Genomic DNA, 18,203 nt, shown 5'->3' on the forward strand with positions numbered 1-18,203 from the left:
ATACTTTCCATAAAAAGAAATCAATAATTACGTATTAACAAATGTTCAAATTCACTTACTGAATCCCTAAACTCACTACTAAACCTTCATTTCCACGCACATTGAAAACAGTGTTGTCTTCAAAAATTAAGTATTGTCCTTTGATTCCTTTTAACGTTCCAGTATAATTTGGCGTTTTACTAAGATTCAAGCTTTTTACTTTTTCAGGATACGAAAGTACAGGAAAATCAAGTTCTACCACTTCCCTATTGCTTAAATAGTATGATTTTGCTTCTTCAGGAATAAACTGTTGCAACTCTTCTTTCTTCGCTAATAAATCAGCATCTTCATTTAAGTTTTGAAGCATTTTTCGCCAATTTGTTTTATCAGACACAAATGATTTTAACGCAACTTCCGTAATTCCTGCTAAATATCTGTTTGGAACTTCCACAACTTCTACTGCTTTTACAGCGCCTTGGTCTATCCAACGTGTAGGTACTTGTCCTTTACGCGTAACACCAACTTTTACTTCACTTGATAATGCCAAATACACAATATGTGGTTGCAATTGTACTTTTTTTTCGTATTCCAAATTGCGATCTTCAATCCCTAAATGTGCCGTGCTTAGTTCTGGACGCATAATCCAATCACCAGCTGTTGGAATTTCAAAAAAACAGCTTTTACAAAATCCTTGACGGTAAATTTGTTTGTCCAAATGACAATTCAAACATTCAAACTTCTCAAAATTTAAGGTGAGTGTTTTATTCAGTAATTGGTTCATATTCAAGAAATCATCTTCAAAATTTAGGTAATATTGAATAGGTTTTCCGAACTCTGTTTGCATTTTTGTTAAAACACCTTGATACATCATTAAAGATTTTTGCTATTTTTATTCACTTAAAGTATGATTGCTTTAAAAGCGGATCGTTGACGAAAGTAAAAAACTTTTTGCGAGCAACCATATTTTATCAACTAAAAAACAACCGAATAACTCAGATATAATGCCGATACCATTAGTAAATTCTATCGCTTCTTGGTTTTTAAAAAAACGCATCTCGCAAATAGCGTTTTTTTTGAATAACCCGAATGAAGTACAGTTAGAGCTATTAATGTCTTTAATTTCTACGGCTAAAAATACTGAAATTGGAAAACAATACGATTTTTCAACAATTACAAATTACAAAACATTTACCGAGCGGATTCCTGTGACTTCATATGAGGAAATTCAACCAATGATTGAACGTTCGCGTAGAGGTGAAAGTAATATTTTTTGGCCAAAACCAATTCGGTGGTTTGCCAAATCGAGCGGAACTACAAATGCTAAAAGTAAATTTATTCCCGTAAGTGATGATTCTTTAGAATTGTGTCATTATGCAGCCAGCAAAGATTTGCTGTGTATGTATTTAAACAATAATGAAGGTTCGCAATTATTTAATGGAAAAAGTTTACGCTTGGGTGGAAGTAAAGAACTGTATGAACAAAATGGAACTTTCTTTGGTGATTTATCGGCTATTTTGATTGATAATTTACCGCTTTGGGCGGAATTTAGTAGTACTCCAAGCAACAAAGTTTCCCTAATGGGCGATTGGGAAGTGAAAATTGATGCTATTATTGCCGAAACCTTAAAAGAGAATGTGACAAGTTTGGCTGGCGTTCCTTCTTGGATGCTGGTTTTATTGAACGAAGTAATTGTACAAACGAAAAAAGAACACTTATTTGAAGTTTGGGAAAACTTAGAAGTATATTTTCACGGCGGCGTAAGTTTTGTTCCGTATGAAGAACAGTATCGTAATTTATTACCAAAACCAGATTTTAAATATTACGAAATTTACAATGCTTCCGAAGGTTTCTTTGCGATTCAAGATCGAAACAACTCGGACGAACTTCTATTAATGCTAGATTATGGTATTTTTTACGAGTTCATTCCAATGGAGACTTATCATACATTAGATCAAAAAATAATTCCATTATCTGATGTTGAAATTGGAAAAAATTATGCCGTAATTATTACTACAAATGCTGGTTTATGGCGTTATAAAATTGGTGATACGATTAGATTTACTTCTATAAATCCATACCGAGTTAAAGTTACAGGGCGTACCAAACATCATATTAATGTATTTGGCGAAGAATTAATTATTGAAAATGCTGAAGATGCATTAAAACGTGTTTGCATTGCTACAAAAGCTGAGATTGTAGAATATACAGCTGGTCCTATTTTTATGAAAAATAAAGAAAAAGGTGCGCACGAATGGATTATCGAATTTAAAAAGATGCCAGAAAATATTGATGAATTTGCTTTTCTGCTAGATGAAGCTTTACAGAATATAAATTCGGATTACGAAGCAAAACGCTTTAATAACTTAACGTTAAATAGTTTGAAATTACATGTAGCAAGAACACAATTATTTTACGATTGGTTAAAGAAGAATGATAAGCTTGGTGGGCAGCATAAAATCCCTAGATTATCTAATCAACGTATATATTTGGACGAATTACTTCAAATGAACACACTACAATAACACTTTGTTTCTCAACACTCTATCATTTACACAGGTAGAAATACCTGCTTTCTCCCATGCTTTTTTAACATTTTATACACCTTATCGGTTTTTCACGTCATTTATCTAAAAAAGTGTAAGGGTCTGATTTGCAGTTTTATCTTTACGTTATCAGATTATTAATAAAGTACAATACCAAATTTTAAAATGAGAAAGTTTACACCTACAATGTTGCTTTTAGCTGCAACATTTACTGTAACTTCCGTAACTGCACAAGGGCCAGAGGCAGAAGCGTTAGAAAACAGTAATTCCTACACAGAAGCGATAAACGCAAAAGAATTCGAAAATAGAGCTATTAAAGCACTAGATCCTAATGGATACATGTACGAATTCAAAAATCTTAACATTAATACACCATATTCTGAGCATGCAACAGCATTTTTTAGAGATAAAGTAGTTGTATCTTCAGCTAAGAAAATTGGGGCATTTTTTACTAAGAAAGACAAAACAACAAACGAAGGTTTTCATAATTTATATTGTGGAGATTTAAACGGAAAAGGAGATATTAAGAATTTAGTAAATTTCTCAAGAGCAATCAACACTAGAGAAAATCATGAAGGTTCTGTAGCTTTATCTAGTTCACAAGATGTTGTTTTCTTCACAAGAAGCGTTGAAGAAAATGGACAACACAACTTAAAGATATTTAGAGCAGAAATGCTTGATTACGAATGGACAAACTTTGAAATGTTACCATTTAACCAAGCTGGATATGCAATTGAGAATCCTGTTTTATCTCCAGATGATAAGACAATTTATTTTTCTGCGAACATTCCTGGATCAAAAGGTGGATATGATTTATTTTCTGTAACTATCAACGAAGACGGAACATATGGAGCTCCTAAAAACTTAGGAAGTGAAATTAACACACACAAAGACGAAAGATTCCCATATATCATGGGAGACAACAGCGCTTTATACTTTTCTTCTAACGGACATTATAACTTAGGAGGTTTAGATATCTTTGAAAGTAAAGTAATCAATGGAAAATTCAATTTCCCTGTAAATATGGGTAGTTCTTTAAATAGTCCTGAAGATGATTTCGGATTCTTAATGGATCAGTCAAACTCTGGATTCTTTACTTCAAATAGAGCTGGTGGAAAAGGTGGAAATGACATTTACTACTTTAAAAGAGAAAAGACGTTACAATTATTACAAGGAACAATTGTTGATTATAAAACCAACATGGTATTACCAAATGCTACTGTAACTGTAATTGATGCTTATGGACGTATTGTTGACAAAATCCAAACAGACGATAAAGGAATTTTCACAACAAATGTAATTCCTTACAATTCTTATACTTTACACGCTTCTAAAGATGGTTTCATTCAAACTGATGAAGATTTTGAATCATTTAGAGGTGACGATTACACGCATGAGTTAACAATTAAGTTACCACAAGCAAAAGCTGAAATCGTAGAAGTTGAAGAGAAGTTAATGATCAAAATTGAAAATATTTATTTCGATTATAACAAATGGGTAATTAAAGCTGAATCAACATTGTCTTTAAACAAAGTTGTTGATGTATTAAACGAAAACCCAGGAATGGTTATTGAAATCAATGCACATACAGATACAAGAGGAAAAGCTGGATATAACTACAAGTTATCAAATAAAAGAGCTGCTTCTGCAAAAGCATATTTAATCAAAAATGGAATTAACGCTAGTCGTTTAGTTTCAAAAGGATACGGTGAAACACAACCAATCGAAAATTGTGGTGCTAACTGTTCAGAAACCCAGCATGAAACAAACCGTAGAATTGAGTTTGTTATTGTTGAGTAGTACTTAGTAATAAACTGATAGATAGAAAAGCGCTCGTGAAAACGGGCGCTTTTTTTATGGTTAAATATATTTTAGTTTTTATTACCTACTTGTTTCTACAATCTATTTTCAATACATCTTAAAAACACACAACACGCTATTGAAAAACAGAGAAATCATTTTTTATTCAATACATGATATGCATTAAGCCTTCTCGTACTTTGACATTCTTTCCTGAAATAAACAAAGCTTCTCTTATTTTAGGGCATCCAACTATAATATTTTAAATTACTTCACAAAAATATCATTCCACATAGCACTATCTTTATAGTAAACCGTAAACCCTTTTAAATTATTTATTGTGATTAGAAATCACTTCAACTTTACTATACATAATATTAGAAAGTTATACTTGATACTATAAAATACTTTTCTCATCAAAAATTAACAGCCAAAAACTACTAGCAAACTAGCAATCTTTGGCTGTCATATACAAACATTATTTTTATTATTTACTTCTAGCTTCTTTTTTCAACATCTTCTTGTAGCGACCATTTCCGACATAGGTATAAATTAGTTCAGAAAGATAGAACTTATCATCGCGCCAAGAATCTCCCAGACGGACTATAACAATGTTTTCCGTAGGGTTTACATACACATATTGACCAAGGATTCCCAATGCGTTGTAATCGTCTCCTTGAAAGTGCGATACATATTTGCCGCTTTTTAATTTTCTCGCTTTTAAAAAGTCCTTATTATTTGCTTTTGCATAGGCTCTTCCTTCTTCTTCTGTATCAAAAACATCGTAATGCGAACTTGTCCACCATTTATTTTTATAATCATTGTGTGCATAAATTTTCTTTCCGCTATCCGTTTTAGCAACCCAAGCTTCAGGCACAATTTGAACTCCATTGTATTTTCCTCCATTCAAATATAAACGTCCAAATTTTGCAAAGTCTTCTGCAGTTGCATTTAAGCAACAGAATGCTTTTACCATTTTATTGCGTTCGCTATCTACCGTCCAAGTTGCATCAGATTTCATACCTAATGGTTTCCATATTTTTTGCGATAAGTATTCTTGTAAAGGCATTTTTGTGACACGTTCTAAAATAACACCTAATACTTGCGTATCAATACTTCTGTAATTGAATCGTCCTGGCGCTTCGGCAATTGTCATTCCATTGGTAATTTTTCCGCGAATATTTGTTCCGTAATACAAACGTGCCATTCCTGTAAATGGATTGATACGTGGATATTCGTCAAACTTGATTCCGCTTTGCATGTTTAGCAAGTGTTTTACAGTTATTTTCTCAAAATCTTTATCTTGATTCAACAATTCTGGCAAGTACGCTGTAACAGGCGCATTTTCATCTAGTAAGCCTTCTTCTTGTGCAATTCCTACCAATGCAGACACAAATGACTTGGCCACTGAAAATGAAGTTAGCAAGGAATTTTCATTATATTCATTAAAATACTTTTCATAAATAATTGTATCATTTTTAATTACCATAAAAGCATTTGTATTCGTCCCTTCTAAGTTTTCATCTAAAAAAGTAGCTAGATCCGTATCTTTTCTTACAGCAAACATAAAATCTTCTGCTCCTTTTTCTACCGTAACATTTGGCTGCCATTCATTATCTGTAATATCAGCCTGCCCATGTACAACAGTACGATAAATCATGGTACAACTCTCTAAATTGAATGCGATAAAAAGGATACTTACTAGTGCTAAGATTTTAAATATTGACTTTTTCATAATGAACTTTTTTATTGTTAGACAGTTCAATATTCCGACTTTACACTAGTGTTTACAAGTATTTGTGGTGAATGAATCGATTTGAGTGGTAAAATTTTTAGTCGTTGGTGAACGATTTATTCTGAGGGGTTAATGAATTTTTCTATTAAAGTCTTTTTATATGTTTTTGAAACTGGAATTTGAGTCAGATTTGGTTTCAATAGTAAGATTGTTTGTGCAGATTCACGTTTCCATTCTAAAAAGTGAATAGGGTTTATTAAGAATGAACGATGTGTTTTGAGCAAGAACGGAAACTCTTCTTGCAATACTGATATCTTGTTTCGAAAGAGTTCATTTTTTAATTCGTTTTGTAATAAATAATGAACTTTCACATAATTGTTTGCTGACTCAATGAAAACTAATTCGGCTTCTTTTAAGTGTAATACTTCTGCTTTATTCTCTCCTTTGATGACAATGTTTTTTTCTTTCGGCTCAACCGAAATTGACTCCGTTACTGTTTTATCTCCAAATATCCAACGCAAAAATATCATTACTGGCAATAATAGAAACACGGTAGGAATTACTTGTTGCGTAAAGAAATAACTGAAACTGTGTGCATACGGATCATTTTCCAGCAAAATGAATTTGAAGAATATGTATGCAATTCCTCCAGAAATTACGATTAATGATACTAAAAGTATTCCTTCGTTTACTAAAGTCCATTTTCCAGCAGTTTTATACAAGAGTCTTTGCAAAGGAATCGTCACAAAATATGACAACATTCCTACGATAGTGTATCCAAATGTAGCAAGTAATCGTTCTGGTTTTGGCAATTGATACATATCAAAAGGTTCCACATAATAGAAGAAGAGGAATAACCAAAAACCAATAAAAAATCCAACCAATAACTGTTTCCGTATTGATTGGATATAAAAATTTTGTATTTGCATTATCTAATAGCTGTTATTTATGATACTGCTTTTAGTTTTTTGATTGCTACTTTTGATAGCTTTTTCTCAGCGTATGTTTTACTGATTTTTAATTCTTTTTCGTCAGATCCTGGCATTTCAAACATGGCGTCTGTTAGGATTGTTTCACATAATGAACGTAATCCACGAGCTCCTAGTTTATATTCAATTGCTTTTTCTACAATAAACTCTAACGCACCTTCAGTAATATCAAACTCAATATTATCCATAGAGAATAATTTTTTGTATTGTTTGATGATTGCATTTTTAGGCTCCGTTAAGATGGCACGTAATGTGTTTGCATCTAATGGATTCATATGCGTTAATACTGGCAAACGACCGATAATTTCAGGAATCAAACCAAAGTCTTTTAAATCTTTCGGAATGATGTATTGCAATAGATTGTCTGAGTCAATTACTTCTTCATCTTTGGAAGCGCTATATCCAACTGCTTGCATGTTCAATCTTCGTGTGATAACGCGTTCTATTCCATCAAAAGCACCTCCTGCAATAAATAAGATATTTTCTGTATTTACTTCAATGAATTTTTGATCCGGATGTTTTCTTCCTCCTTTTGGCGGAACATTTACAACCGTTCCTTCCAATAGTTTTAACAAGGCTTGCTGCACACCTTCTCCTGAAACATCACGTGTTATTGATGGATTGTCACTTTTACGTGCAATTTTATCTATTTCATCAATGAAAACAATTCCACGTTCTGCTTTTTCAAGGTTGTAATCAGCTGCTTGCAATAAGCGTGTCAAAATACTTTCTACATCTTCTCCCACATATCCTGCTTCTGTTAAAACAGTAGCATCTACTATTGCCAATGGAACGTTTAACATACGAGCAATGGTTTTTGCTATTAATGTTTTTCCGGTTCCTGTTTGCCCAACCATGATGATATTACTCTTTTGAATTTCAATATTATCATTTGTTGGCGCTTGTAATAATCGTTTGTAGTGATTGTACACAGCAACCGACATTACTTTTTTCGTAGCTCCTTGCCCGATGATGAATTCGTCTAAGAATTCCTTGATTTGTTTTGGTTTGCGCAATACCAATTCTGATGATAATTCATCGTTACTAGCTTGTTTTGATTCTTCTAAAACAATTCCGTGCGCTTGTTCAATACATCTGTCGCAGATATGTGCATCTAAACCTGCGATTAACAGATTTGTTTCTGGCTTTTTTCTGCCACAGAACGAACATTCTAATTCTTCTTTCGCCATTATTTATTGTATTTACTTGTAGAGTTGTTATTTTATTCTCTTACAAGTATTTCATCAATCATTCCATAATCTTTAGCTTTATCGGCTTTCATCCAATAATCTCTATCCGAATCTTCATATACTTTGTCATATGATTGTCCAGAATGCTTAGAAATGATTTTATATAATTCTTCTTTTAATATTAAGATTTCTCTTGCTGTGATTTCAATATCACTTGCTTGTCCTTGTGCGCCACCTAATGGTTGATGAATCATCACTCTTGAATGCGTTAATCCAGATCTTTTTCCAGCTTGTCCTGCACATAATAATACAGCTCCCATAGAAGCAGCCATTCCTGTACAGATAGTTGCTACATCTGGTTTAATGAATTGCATTGTATCATAGATTCCTAATCCTGCATATACACCACCTCCTGGAGAGTTGATATAGATTTGAATATCTTTAGAAGAGTCTACGCTTTCCATAAATAATAATTGTGCTTGCACAATATTAGCTACTTGATCGTCAATTCCTGTTCCTAAAAATATAATTCTATCCATCATTAAACGCGAAAATACGTCCATTTGAGCAACGTTCATTTGACGTTCTTCAATGATGTAAGGCGTCATTCCTACTGGGTTAGAAAATGTAGAAGGTGACATACGACTTACGATTTTATCGTAGTACATATTATTGATACCGTGATGTTTAGTTGCGTATTTATGAAATTCTTTTTTATAGTTCATTTCGTGTCTTTCTATTTTTGATTAAAAAAGGCGTTAAAATAATAATTTTTTAACGCCTTAAATATAAGTATTTTATTTCTTAATGACCATCTCCGTACACTTCTTTAACGAAGTTTTCGTAAGTTACTTCTTTCTTTTTAAGGTTTGCTTTTTCCTTGAAAAGCTCTAATAATTTTTGACTTAACAATTGATCTGTTAATCTTCTTACCTCTTCTTGGTTAGATAAGATTCTCGCAGCGATGTCTTCTAACTCCTGATCACTAGGATTCATTTGTCCAAATTGCGCCATTTGCGCTTTAATCATTTGCTTCGAAAATTCTTTTAAGTCTTCAAATTGAACTTGAACTTCGTTTTCTTTTACTAATTTATCTTGAATTAGCTGGTAACGCAATCCCTTTTCAGATTTTCCGTATTCTTCTTCGGCTTGCTCAACTGTTAATTCTTGTTCTCCTGCAGATTGAATCCACTTTTTTAAGAAATCAGCTGGTAAGTCAAATTTTGTATTTTCAATTAATCCTTCTGTAACATCATTTAGTAAACGTTGATCAGATTGTTGTACAAATTGTCTTTCTGCATCTTCTTTGATCTTTCCTTTTACTTCTTCTAATGTACTTACATTTCCTTCTCCAAATAATTTATCAAATAATTCTTGGTTTAACTCTGCTAATTCTCTTGTATTTGCTTCGTTAATTTTAAAAGAAACTTCAATATCCAAACCATTTGCAGCATCTTGCTCCACTTTTAAAAAGTTCATTAAATCATTATCATCATTGAATAAACCTTTTGTTTTTAACGTAAGTGTATCTCCAACTTTTGCGCCTACAAACTTGTTTGCGTTTCTTTTACCCTTGATTTTATCTAAACCAAATGTAGCATTGTTTTCAATTCCAGCTTCTTCATTTGTGAAAACACCTGTTACTTCAGATTCTTCTGAAACTTCATCTTGACTGATTAGTTTTCCGTATTGTTTTCTGATGTTTTCAACCTGACCGTCGATCATTTTATCATCAGCAATAATATTATATTGTGTAATTGCTTCTCCTTGTAAATCTACTTTAAACTCTGGAGCTAATCCTAATTCAAATTCAAAAGAGAAATTTTCAGCGTCCCAATCAAACTCTTCTTGCATTCTTGGTAATGGATTTCCAAGTATATCTAGTTTTTCTTCTACTAAATATTTATTTAACCCTTCTTGTAATAATTTGTTTACCTCATCAACAAGTACTGCTTTTCCGTACTGCTTTTTCACTAATCCCATTGGCACATGACCTTTTCTAAATCCTGGGATATTAGCTGTTTTTCTATAGTCTGTTAAGATTTTAGCAACTTTTTCGCTGTAGTCTGCTTCTGCAATTTCTACTGTTACTACTGCGTTTAACGCGTCTATATTTTCTCTTGTTATATTCATCTTCGTTTTGTAATATGAAAATTGGAGTGCAAAAGTACGTTATTTTTAGAAGCGAATCAAGTTATTCAACCAATTGTGTATCAGTTTCTTTTTACTGCAATTACAGAAATTAATCGTGATTTCATTGAGAATTGTAAAATTCGCTTCTCAAAATTGTTTTTATTAGAAATATGATCGCATAAAAAAAGCACTGATTTCTCAGTGCTTTTTTTATGCTCTATTTTATGCTTTCTTAGTTTGTAGGAACTACAGTTACACCAGGATAATATCCGGCAGTAACTCCAGGAACATCTGAACCATATTTTGCATTGATTGCTTTAATAAAACTATCCGCTACAATTGCATATCCTCTTGAATTTGGATGTACACCATCTAAAGAGAATACAGTTGTAGAAATTGCATCAGAAGAACCATCAAAGTAGTTGTTTGTATAGATTTGTCCGTCAGCTGTACGTAAACCAGAAACTAATACTTCTAATGTAGTTGCCATGTCAGCAACTGCTAAGTCTTTATCAGCAGCAATCGCAAGAATTGCATTGTTGTAAGCTGTTCTAGCATTTCTTACTGACTGTATTTCTGTTGCTGTTAAAACCCAGTTATCAGCTAATGGCACTCCAACTCCATTAATAGAAGCAGGGTTTGAAGGATCAGCTAATGTTCCGATAATTCCAGATGATGGTAAAACTAGTAAGTCATTTACTGTTGCCATTCTGTAGTTAGGTAGTCCAAGACCTGCTAAAGGTGTTAAGTCTTCATCAACAATTACAACTGCATTTTGACCTGCAGAGAATTGAATTGTACGTTGCGCTACTTCACTAGCAGTAATTAAACCATTTGCTGCTGCTAATTGTAATCCGCCATTATATTGTGCATATGCTCCATTTGCAAAAGCTGCTGTTGGCGCATCCATTGGAATTGGATTGTAAGGCACTGTTGTAAAGTAAGGGATTGAAGTTACATCAGGAAGTGTAGCAACTACACCTTTTGCTCCATTTGCTGTTAAAGCATCTACTAACGCGCTGTATGTAAATGCAAATACACTAGGATCTGTTATATCGTTGAATCCGTATGATAATACATTTGGATTTCCTGTTTGATCAGTTCCTGCTCCTCCAGAAGTTGCATATGATAAGATATCATTGTTTCCAATCCATAATGAGAAGAATGTAGGGTTTAATGAAACTGCATCTTCTATAACCGTAATATTAGGACTTGTTGCGTGTCTTACAAAGTAAGGGTTTGCTGCTCCTACTGAAAGGTTTGCAATATTACCATACCCTGGTGCTCCTAAATGAAATGATTTTGCTCCTGGAACTCCCATGTTATTGTAAGCCGTAGCTTGTAAGCTTGACAATTCCATCGTAGGCGATACATTTAATGGTTCTGGGCCACCTTGACTAGCATCAATTACTAAACGTGTTCCAAATCCAGGTAATGGATTACCTGATAATAAAAATCCTCCTGAATCATTTACATCATCATCATACGATGGTTGTGTAAACGTTCCTCCACCTGCAAAGGCAAATTTCTCTGCCATGATGTTTGGAAATGAGTTTTGCTGACCGCTTCTAAATACAGTTCCATCCATGAATCCTGCTGTTAATGAGTTTCCAACTGCGACATATGTTGAAAAATCAGCTGATCCACTTGTGTACTCTCCACTTTCATCGATTGGATTATCAAATTCTGGCTCACAGGCAAATAATCCTAAAGCTAATATTGCTAAATATTTTATATTGTTTTTCATCTTTATTCTGCTCTTTAATATTATAATTTGTAAGACACTCCGATTCCTGCTACTAAAGCATTCGACTTATATTCTCCACCAAAAGTTAATGGTTGCCCAGCTTCTCTGAAGTAATCATACGAATTTTGAATTTCATTAGAATGTACATATAATACAGAAGCATCAATTGCCCATTTACTATTTAAGTTATATGAAAATCCTGCTGTGAAGTTAACTGAATCAGGTCTTGGCGTTTCTGGCGCGAAGAATCCATCTCTAATTGGCGACTCATCAAAGTAGAAACCTGCTCTTACAGTTACTTTTTGAGTTGCTTCATATTGTGCTCCAATTTTATATATAGAAGAGTTTTTGTAGTTTCTCGGATTTCTTGATAAACCTGCCGAATTGAAGAACTGAACATCTAATGATTCATAAGCATCCCAGAATGTTCTTGTATAATCAAAAGCTACTAACCATTTTTCAGAAGGCTTAAAAGAAGCTCCTAATGTTAATTCAGCTGGCAATGGTAAAGATGCTGTAAAATCTCCATCAGGGAAACCTGGCGCTAAAGCAGCTGGCAAGTTTTCAAAATCAGCTGTTCCGTCTCCTCTTTCAACATTCATGTCAATTTTTGAACGATAGTTAAATCCAATATTAAAATCTTCTGTTGGACGAAACATTGCTCCTACAGTATATCCCCAAGCGTTTATTCCTGATGCATCGATTGTTACATTAGAACGAGCACCTGTTTCATCTGTTAAACTTCTAGATAAGTTTCTGTTAAAGTTTACTGCTCCAGAAACATATATTGGTCCACCACCAACACTTAATTTTTCACTTATTTTAATTGCAATTGTTGGTTGAATAAATATTGCAGATAATTCAATATTATTTACCAAATGAGATCCTTCCCAATCAGTTGGCCATTCTACTCTACTTCCGTAAGGTGTGTATACTGCTAAACCTGCAGATAACCAATCGTTAATTTTATAGGCTCCATATGCATAAAATGGCGTTCCTACTGGATTGTCTGCCTCTGACTTATATCCGAATTCTCTATTTTGATATGATGTATTTGATAATACTGCTGCCGCTCCTAAAGATACATTTAGCTTTCCATCCAAGTATACAAGACCAGCTGGATTGAAAAACGCTGATTCTGCACTTGTTACTACAGCAACTCCTGTATGCCCCATAGCTAATTGTTTATGACCTTGTACTCCGACTCTATATCCTCCAGCGTACATTACCGAAGCCGAAAATGCGATGGTCAATACCAATAAAAGTTTTTTCATAATTGTAAAAATTGTTGATTTAAGGTTAACTTATTGTAAAATAACAGCTTCAAAATTACTATAAATTATGATAAACACAAGAATTATACGAATTTATTATGCATTCATAGTAAATTTAGAACGATTTTTAAGAATTTAAAAAAGAAAGCGTTTTTTCGAAAAACTCTGTAGGATTTTCCGCATGTAGCCAATGACCCGAATTTGTCACTTCTCCAATAGTTGCTTTTGGAAAATATTGATGAATTAATGTTTCATCTCCTATTTGAATGTATTCAGATTTGTCACCTTTTAAGAATAGTGTTTCTTTTGTATAAATATCATTTCCAGAAAGTGCTTCTCCAATTTCTTCTACATTATCAATTAATACTTTTAAATTGATCCGTAAACCCAACGTTTTGTCTGCTTTCCAGTATAGGTTTTTTAGTAAAAATTGTCGCGTGCCAAAATCAGACACATATTCTTTCATGATCGTTTCTGCATCACTTCTACTTTTTAACGTTTCTTTTTCTACAGCAACCAAACCTGCAAGAATCTGTTCATGATGCGTAGGGTAAAATTTTGGTCCGATATCTACAATTACTAATTTCTCAAGTAATTCAGAATGATCCATTGCAAAAACCATTGCCGTTTTTCCTCCCATAGAATGCCCTATCAATGAAATTGATTTAAATTGATGATGATCACAATACTTTTTCAAATCGTCAGCAAGTATATCATAGTTAAATTCATCTGAATGAAAACTACGCCCATGATTTCGCTGATCTATTAAATGTACTTGATATCCTTCTTTAGCAAATTTCTTTCCTAATGTTTTCCAGTTATCAGACATTCCTAAAAAACCATGTAATATTAATAATGGTTTCCCAGCCTCTCCAATTATATTTGAATGTAAAATCATTACTTCAATTTATTTAAATACATATTTACCACATTGTCTACTCCTAAATATATGGACTCTGCAATTAATGCATGCCCTATAGACACTTCCAATAAATTTGGAATTTCTTTTGCGAAGAATTCTATATTATCTAAACTTAAATCATGTCCAGCATTAATTCCAATTCCTAGTTCATTTGCACGCACAGCACAATCAACATACGGCTGAATTGCTTTTTCATTTCCCAAACTGTATTGATGCGCAAATTCTTCTGTATATAATTCTATACGATCAGTCCCAACTGCTTTCGCTCCATCAATCATTTCCACTACAGGATCTACAAAAATAGATGTTCGTATTCCGTGTTTTTTGAATTCAGCAATAACATCCGTTAAAAAATCTTTGTGTTGTATCGTATCCCAACCTGCATTAGAAGTAATAGCATCAACTGAATCGGGAACTAAGGTTACCTGTGTTGGTTTTACTTCCAAAACTAAATCTATAAATTTTTTAATTGGATTTCCTTCTATATTATATTCAGTATGTACAATAGGTTTTAAATCTCTTGCATCCTGATAACGTATATGTCGTTCGTCTGGTCTTGGATGAATTGTGATTCCTTGCGCTCCAAAATTTTGTACGTCTTTGGCAAACTTTACTAAATTAGGAACATCTCCACCTCTAGCATTTCGTAAAGTGGCAATTTTATTTATGTTTACACTAAGTTTTGTTGTCATTGCGTTCTATTTTATAACTGAGGCACAAAAATACAAAGTTAGCATGCTTAGAAGTAGTTATTTTTAATTAATTTGCGCCCACAAATCTTTTGTTCTATGAATATTGCACAATACATTTTAAATGATGTTACTCCTCTATCTGTGAAAGATCAGGTAAAAGAGGCGCAATTGGTATTTAATCAACTTACGTTTTCTCACATTCCTATCACACAAGATGGTGTATATATAGGATGTTTGTCTGAAACTGATTCTCATTGTTTTGATGCAGATAAAATGATAGATGAATATCGATATGCTTTAGAACAGTTTTTTGTAAGAACACAAACTAATTGGATTGATGTTTTAGAAGCTTTCGCTCAGAATTCTACGAATGTGATGCCCATTTTGAATGAAAAGAATGACTATGTGGGGTATTACGAACTGAATGATATTATCAATATTTTTAATGACACACCATTTTTACATGAACTCGGAAGTGTTTTAGTAGTTGAAAAAGGCATGAAAGATTATTCATTTAGTGAAATCAGTCAAATAGTAGAATCAAATAATGCACGCTTGCTGGGTGCATTTATTTCTAAAACAGAAAACGATGTTGTACAAGTAACCATTAAGCTAAATAATGCTGGACTTAACGAAATTGTACAATCATTCAGAAGATATGGTTACAATATTATATCTGAATTTGCTGAAGATGCTTATATGCAAAACTTAAAAGAGCGTTCAGATTATTTAGATAAATACCTTAATATATAGGAGAAGAAATCATGAAAGTTGGTATTTACGGGCAATTTTATCATAAAGATTCTGGAGAATACATTATGTATTTGTTAGAAGCTTTGCATCAGTTTGGTATTGAAATTCATATAGAGCAACGCTTTTATGAAATTTTCTCTTCCAAATTAAACATTACAGAAACCTATGAAACGTTTACTTCTTATGAAGATTTAGATAATTCATATGATTTATTTTTGAGTTTAGGTGGTGATGGAACAATTCTAAGAACAATAACACTTGTTCAAGATTTAAATATTCCGATCTTAGGAATCAATACCGGAAGACTTGGTTTTTTGGCTACTATTCAAAAAGAAGAAATAAAAGATGCCATTTCTAAAATCATAGGAAAAGAGTTTGAAGTTATTGAACGTAGTGTATTAGCGGTAAAAACTTCGCCCGAAAACAAAGATCTCAAAAAAATGAATTTTGCTCTAAATGAAGTTACCGTAGCTCGAAAAGATACAACTTCGATGATTACAGTAAAAACCCATTTAAATGACGAATATTTAAATTCGTATTGGGCAGATGGACTTATTGTAGCAACTCCAACAGGTTCTACAGGATATTCCTTAAGTTGCGGCGGACCTGTAATTACTCCAAACAGTCACAATTTTGTACTAACACCAATAGCTCCGCATAATTTAAATGCACGTCCGTTAGTAATTCCTGATCACATGAACATACAACTTGAAGTTTCTGGTCGTGAAGACAAACATCTAATTTCATTAGATTCTAGAATAGCTACTGTAGACATAAACACTATAATTACAGTACAAAAAGCACCGTTTACAGTTAAACTTGTACAACTTCAAGGACAGAGTTTCCTTAAAACACTCCGAAAAAAGCTCCTTTGGGGAGAAGATAAACGAAATTAAAAGCAATAAAATCCAGCAAATTATGTTTAAATCCCATAGGTTTATTTTTACAATTGCCTATAACAAAAGAGAATACTATATTTGCAAACTTTTGATACTATGAAGAGACTCGTCTTAATGTTGGTTGCTTTTACTTTAGCCCACACCGCAAACGCACAACTCCATGAAATTGGAGCGTATGTTGGGTACAGTAATTTTATTGGTGATGTTGGTTCCACAAACTACATTAACCCAAACCATTTGGCGTACGGAGCTATTTACAAATGGAATAGAAGTGAAAGGCATTCATTTAGAGCGTCTATCACAAGAACACTGCTCGAAGGAAAAGATATCAATTCAGATGATCCAGCCCGAATAGCAAGAGGATTACAATTTACAAATACAATTACAGAGTTGTCTGCTGGATTAGAATTTACCTTTTGGGAATTCAATCTTCACGACCTAGATCCGCAAGGAACTCCATATTTATATACTGGAATTTCTTATTTTAGCTACGATACTCTATTTTTAGACGAAGGAAATATTGTTTCTTACGGAGATGATAGTACATTTGCCATTCCAATGGTTATTGGATACAAAGCAACAATTTCACCTAGTATGATATTAGGTTTTGAAATTGGAGCACGCTATACCTTTACGGACGATTTAGATGGAAGTAATCCTGTAAAAGACAAAAAAGACTTTGATAGTTTAAAGTTTGGAAATATAAACAGTAATGATTGGTATATGTTTATGGGAGTTACCCTTACATATACTTTTGGAAAAAAGCCCTGCTTCTGCTACTAGCAAAGCATGCAATTATAGAAATGAATTTAGTAGATCAAATACAAAAAGACTTTTTGCCAAAGCATTTAGCCATTATTATGGACGGAAATGGTCGTTGGGCAAAACAAAAAGGGAAGCTTCGTGTATTTGGACATGAAAATGGATCGAAAGCAGTACGACGTACTATTGAAGCCTGTGGCGAACTTGGCATACCTAACCTAACCTTATACGCATTTTCTACTGAAAACTGGAATCGTCCAAAACTAGAAGTAGAAGCATTAATGCGATTATTAGTCTCTTCTTTACGTAAAGAATTAAAACAACTTGTTAAAAACAACATAAAATTACAAGCTATCGGGAACTTAGATTCGCTTCCTGAGAAAGCCCGAAAAGAGTTATTTGAAGTTATTGAAAAAACTAAAAATAACACGCGTATGACGCTAACACTAGCGCTCAGCTATGGTTCAAGAGAAGAAATAAAAAATGCTGTTAAAGAATTATGTCATAAAGTTAAAAATAATATAATTTCTTTAGAAACTATTGATGAATCAATTATTAATCAGCATCTTTACACGCAAAATTTACCCGATGTAGATTTACTTATACGCACCAGTGGTGAGCATCGTATAAGTAATTTTTTGTTATGGCAAATAGCGTATGCGGAACTTTATTTCACAAATGTATTATGGCCAGACTTTAGCAAAGAGCACTTATATGAAGCGTTGATTAATTATCAAAATAGAGAACGAAGATTTGGAAAAACAAGCGAACAAATTAATTAGAAT

Annotated in this window: 16 protein-coding genes; 6 read left to right on the plus strand and 10 right to left on the minus strand. The window is 33.1% G+C overall.

Annotated elements, in window-relative coordinates; all coding sequences use genetic code 11:
- Window positions 1–55: 55 nt before the first annotated feature.
- Window positions 56–850 (minus strand): DUF2797 domain-containing protein, encoded by a 795-nt coding sequence (locus Q0828_RS06870; RefSeq protein WP_298418864.1) that lies wholly within the window; start codon window positions 848–850, stop codon window positions 56–58.
- A gap of 130 nt (window positions 851–980) precedes the next feature.
- On the opposite strand from Q0828_RS06870, the gene Q0828_RS06875 reads away from it, so the two are divergent.
- A complete protein-coding gene (locus Q0828_RS06875; RefSeq protein ID WP_298418866.1) occupies window positions 981–2,501 on the plus strand; it encodes a GH3 auxin-responsive promoter family protein in 1,521 nt (506 codons plus the stop codon).
- A gap of 186 nt (window positions 2,502–2,687) precedes the next feature.
- Entirely contained in the window at window positions 2,688–4,322 is a 1,635-nt protein-coding gene (locus tag Q0828_RS06880; RefSeq protein WP_298418869.1) for an OmpA family protein, read from the plus strand.
- Window positions 4,323–4,809: 487 nt separating this feature from the next.
- On the opposite strand, the gene Q0828_RS06885 is transcribed toward Q0828_RS06880, so the two are convergent.
- The 9 genes from Q0828_RS06885 to Q0828_RS06925 form a co-directional block, all read right to left on the minus strand.
- Complete coding sequence (locus Q0828_RS06885; RefSeq protein ID WP_298418871.1) at window positions 4,810–6,057, minus strand: serine hydrolase; 1,248 nt, start codon at window positions 6,055–6,057, stop codon at window positions 4,810–4,812.
- Window positions 6,058–6,173: 116 nt separating this feature from the next.
- Window positions 6,174–6,986: a LytTR family transcriptional regulator DNA-binding domain-containing protein gene (locus Q0828_RS06890; RefSeq protein WP_298418873.1), complete on the minus strand. Its 813-nt coding sequence runs from the start codon at window positions 6,984–6,986 to the stop codon at window positions 6,174–6,176.
- A 17-nt stretch (window positions 6,987–7,003) separates the two neighbouring features.
- Window positions 7,004–8,236 (minus strand): ATP-dependent Clp protease ATP-binding subunit ClpX, encoded by a 1,233-nt coding sequence (gene clpX, locus Q0828_RS06895; RefSeq protein WP_298418876.1) that lies wholly within the window; start codon window positions 8,234–8,236, stop codon window positions 7,004–7,006.
- 32 nt (window positions 8,237–8,268) lie between these two features.
- Window positions 8,269–8,961 carry an ATP-dependent Clp endopeptidase proteolytic subunit ClpP gene (clpP, locus tag Q0828_RS06900; protein ID WP_298418879.1) on the minus strand — a complete coding sequence of 231 codons (693 nt, stop codon included), beginning with the start codon at window positions 8,959–8,961 and terminating at the stop codon, window positions 8,269–8,271.
- Window positions 8,962–9,040: 79 nt separating this feature from the next.
- A complete protein-coding gene (tig, locus tag Q0828_RS06905) occupies window positions 9,041–10,369 on the minus strand; it encodes a trigger factor (protein WP_298418882.1) in 1,329 nt (442 codons plus the stop codon).
- Between the two features lie 232 nt (window positions 10,370–10,601).
- Entirely contained in the window at window positions 10,602–12,116 is a 1,515-nt protein-coding gene (locus Q0828_RS06910) for an SGNH/GDSL hydrolase family protein (RefSeq protein WP_298418885.1), read from the minus strand.
- Between the two features lie 20 nt (window positions 12,117–12,136).
- The gene (locus tag Q0828_RS06915) at window positions 12,137–13,390 is read right to left on the minus strand and encodes an outer membrane protein transport protein (RefSeq protein ID WP_298418888.1); all 1,254 of its coding nucleotides are present in this window, start codon (window positions 13,388–13,390) and stop codon (window positions 12,137–12,139) included.
- A 127-nt stretch (window positions 13,391–13,517) separates the two neighbouring features.
- Window positions 13,518–14,288, minus strand: coding sequence for an alpha/beta fold hydrolase (locus Q0828_RS06920; RefSeq protein WP_298418891.1), 771 nt, complete (start codon window positions 14,286–14,288; stop codon window positions 13,518–13,520).
- Window positions 14,288–15,004: a pyridoxine 5'-phosphate synthase gene (locus Q0828_RS06925; protein ID WP_298418894.1), complete on the minus strand. Its 717-nt coding sequence runs from the start codon at window positions 15,002–15,004 to the stop codon at window positions 14,288–14,290. The genes Q0828_RS06920 and Q0828_RS06925 overlap by 1 nt, the downstream gene beginning before the upstream one ends.
- A gap of 96 nt (window positions 15,005–15,100) precedes the next feature.
- Between Q0828_RS06925 and Q0828_RS06930 the strand changes: the two genes are divergently transcribed.
- The 4 genes from Q0828_RS06930 to Q0828_RS06945 all read left to right on the plus strand — a co-directional run bounded on the left by Q0828_RS06930 (window position 15,101) and on the right by Q0828_RS06945 (window position 18,200).
- Window positions 15,101–15,757, plus strand: coding sequence for an acetoin utilization protein acuB (locus tag Q0828_RS06930; protein ID WP_298418897.1), 657 nt, complete (start codon window positions 15,101–15,103; stop codon window positions 15,755–15,757).
- An 11-nt stretch (window positions 15,758–15,768) separates the two neighbouring features.
- Window positions 15,769–16,653, plus strand: a complete 885-nt coding sequence (locus Q0828_RS06935) for an NAD kinase (protein ID WP_298418900.1) — start codon at window positions 15,769–15,771, stop codon at window positions 16,651–16,653.
- Between the two features lie 99 nt (window positions 16,654–16,752).
- Window positions 16,753–17,439, plus strand: a complete 687-nt coding sequence (locus Q0828_RS06940) for a DUF6089 family protein (protein ID WP_298418903.1) — start codon at window positions 16,753–16,755, stop codon at window positions 17,437–17,439.
- 20 nt (window positions 17,440–17,459) lie between these two features.
- On the plus strand, window positions 17,460–18,200 hold the full coding sequence (locus tag Q0828_RS06945) for an isoprenyl transferase (RefSeq protein WP_298418906.1): 741 nt from the start codon (window positions 17,460–17,462) through the stop codon (window positions 18,198–18,200).
- Window positions 18,201–18,203: the final 3 nt, after the last annotated feature.

It is taken from the genome of uncultured Kordia sp. (assembly GCF_947496985.1).
Lineage (GTDB): Bacteria > Bacteroidota > Bacteroidia > Flavobacteriales > Flavobacteriaceae > Kordia.

What these genes read in the sequence shown, in the direction of transcription:
- Q0828_RS06915 (WP_298418888.1), bottom strand. Translation starts at nt 13,390, where the DNA reads ATGAAAAAACTTTTATTGGTATTGACCATCGCATTTTCGGCTTCGGTA.
- Q0828_RS06925 (WP_298418894.1), bottom strand. Translation starts at nt 15,004, where the DNA reads ATGACAACAAAACTTAGTGTAAACATAAATAAAATTGCCACTTTACGA.
- Q0828_RS06930 (WP_298418897.1), top strand. Translation starts at nt 15,101, where the DNA reads ATGAATATTGCACAATACATTTTAAATGATGTTACTCCTCTATCTGTG.
- Q0828_RS06880 (WP_298418869.1), top strand. Translation starts at nt 2,688, where the DNA reads ATGAGAAAGTTTACACCTACAATGTTGCTTTTAGCTGCAACATTTACT.
- Q0828_RS06875 (WP_298418866.1), top strand. Translation starts at nt 981, where the DNA reads ATGCCGATACCATTAGTAAATTCTATCGCTTCTTGGTTTTTAAAAAAA.
- tig (WP_298418882.1), bottom strand. Translation starts at nt 10,369, where the DNA reads ATGAATATAACAAGAGAAAATATAGACGCGTTAAACGCAGTAGTAACA.
- Q0828_RS06945 (WP_298418906.1), top strand. Translation starts at nt 17,460, where the DNA reads ATGAATTTAGTAGATCAAATACAAAAAGACTTTTTGCCAAAGCATTTA.
- Q0828_RS06910 (WP_298418885.1), bottom strand. Translation starts at nt 12,116, where the DNA reads ATGAAAAACAATATAAAATATTTAGCAATATTAGCTTTAGGATTATTT.
- Q0828_RS06890 (WP_298418873.1), bottom strand. Translation starts at nt 6,986, where the DNA reads ATGCAAATACAAAATTTTTATATCCAATCAATACGGAAACAGTTATTG.
- Q0828_RS06885 (WP_298418871.1), bottom strand. Translation starts at nt 6,057, where the DNA reads ATGAAAAAGTCAATATTTAAAATCTTAGCACTAGTAAGTATCCTTTTT.
- clpP (WP_298418879.1), bottom strand. Translation starts at nt 8,961, where the DNA reads ATGAACTATAAAAAAGAATTTCATAAATACGCAACTAAACATCACGGT.
- Q0828_RS06935 (WP_298418900.1), top strand. Translation starts at nt 15,769, where the DNA reads ATGAAAGTTGGTATTTACGGGCAATTTTATCATAAAGATTCTGGAGAA.
- clpX (WP_298418876.1), bottom strand. Translation starts at nt 8,236, where the DNA reads ATGGCGAAAGAAGAATTAGAATGTTCGTTCTGTGGCAGAAAAAAGCCA.
- Q0828_RS06870 (WP_298418864.1), bottom strand. Translation starts at nt 850, where the DNA reads ATGATGTATCAAGGTGTTTTAACAAAAATGCAAACAGAGTTCGGAAAA.
- Q0828_RS06940 (WP_298418903.1), top strand. Translation starts at nt 16,753, where the DNA reads ATGAAGAGACTCGTCTTAATGTTGGTTGCTTTTACTTTAGCCCACACC.
- Q0828_RS06920 (WP_298418891.1), bottom strand. Translation starts at nt 14,288, where the DNA reads ATGATTTTACATTCAAATATAATTGGAGAGGCTGGGAAACCATTATTA.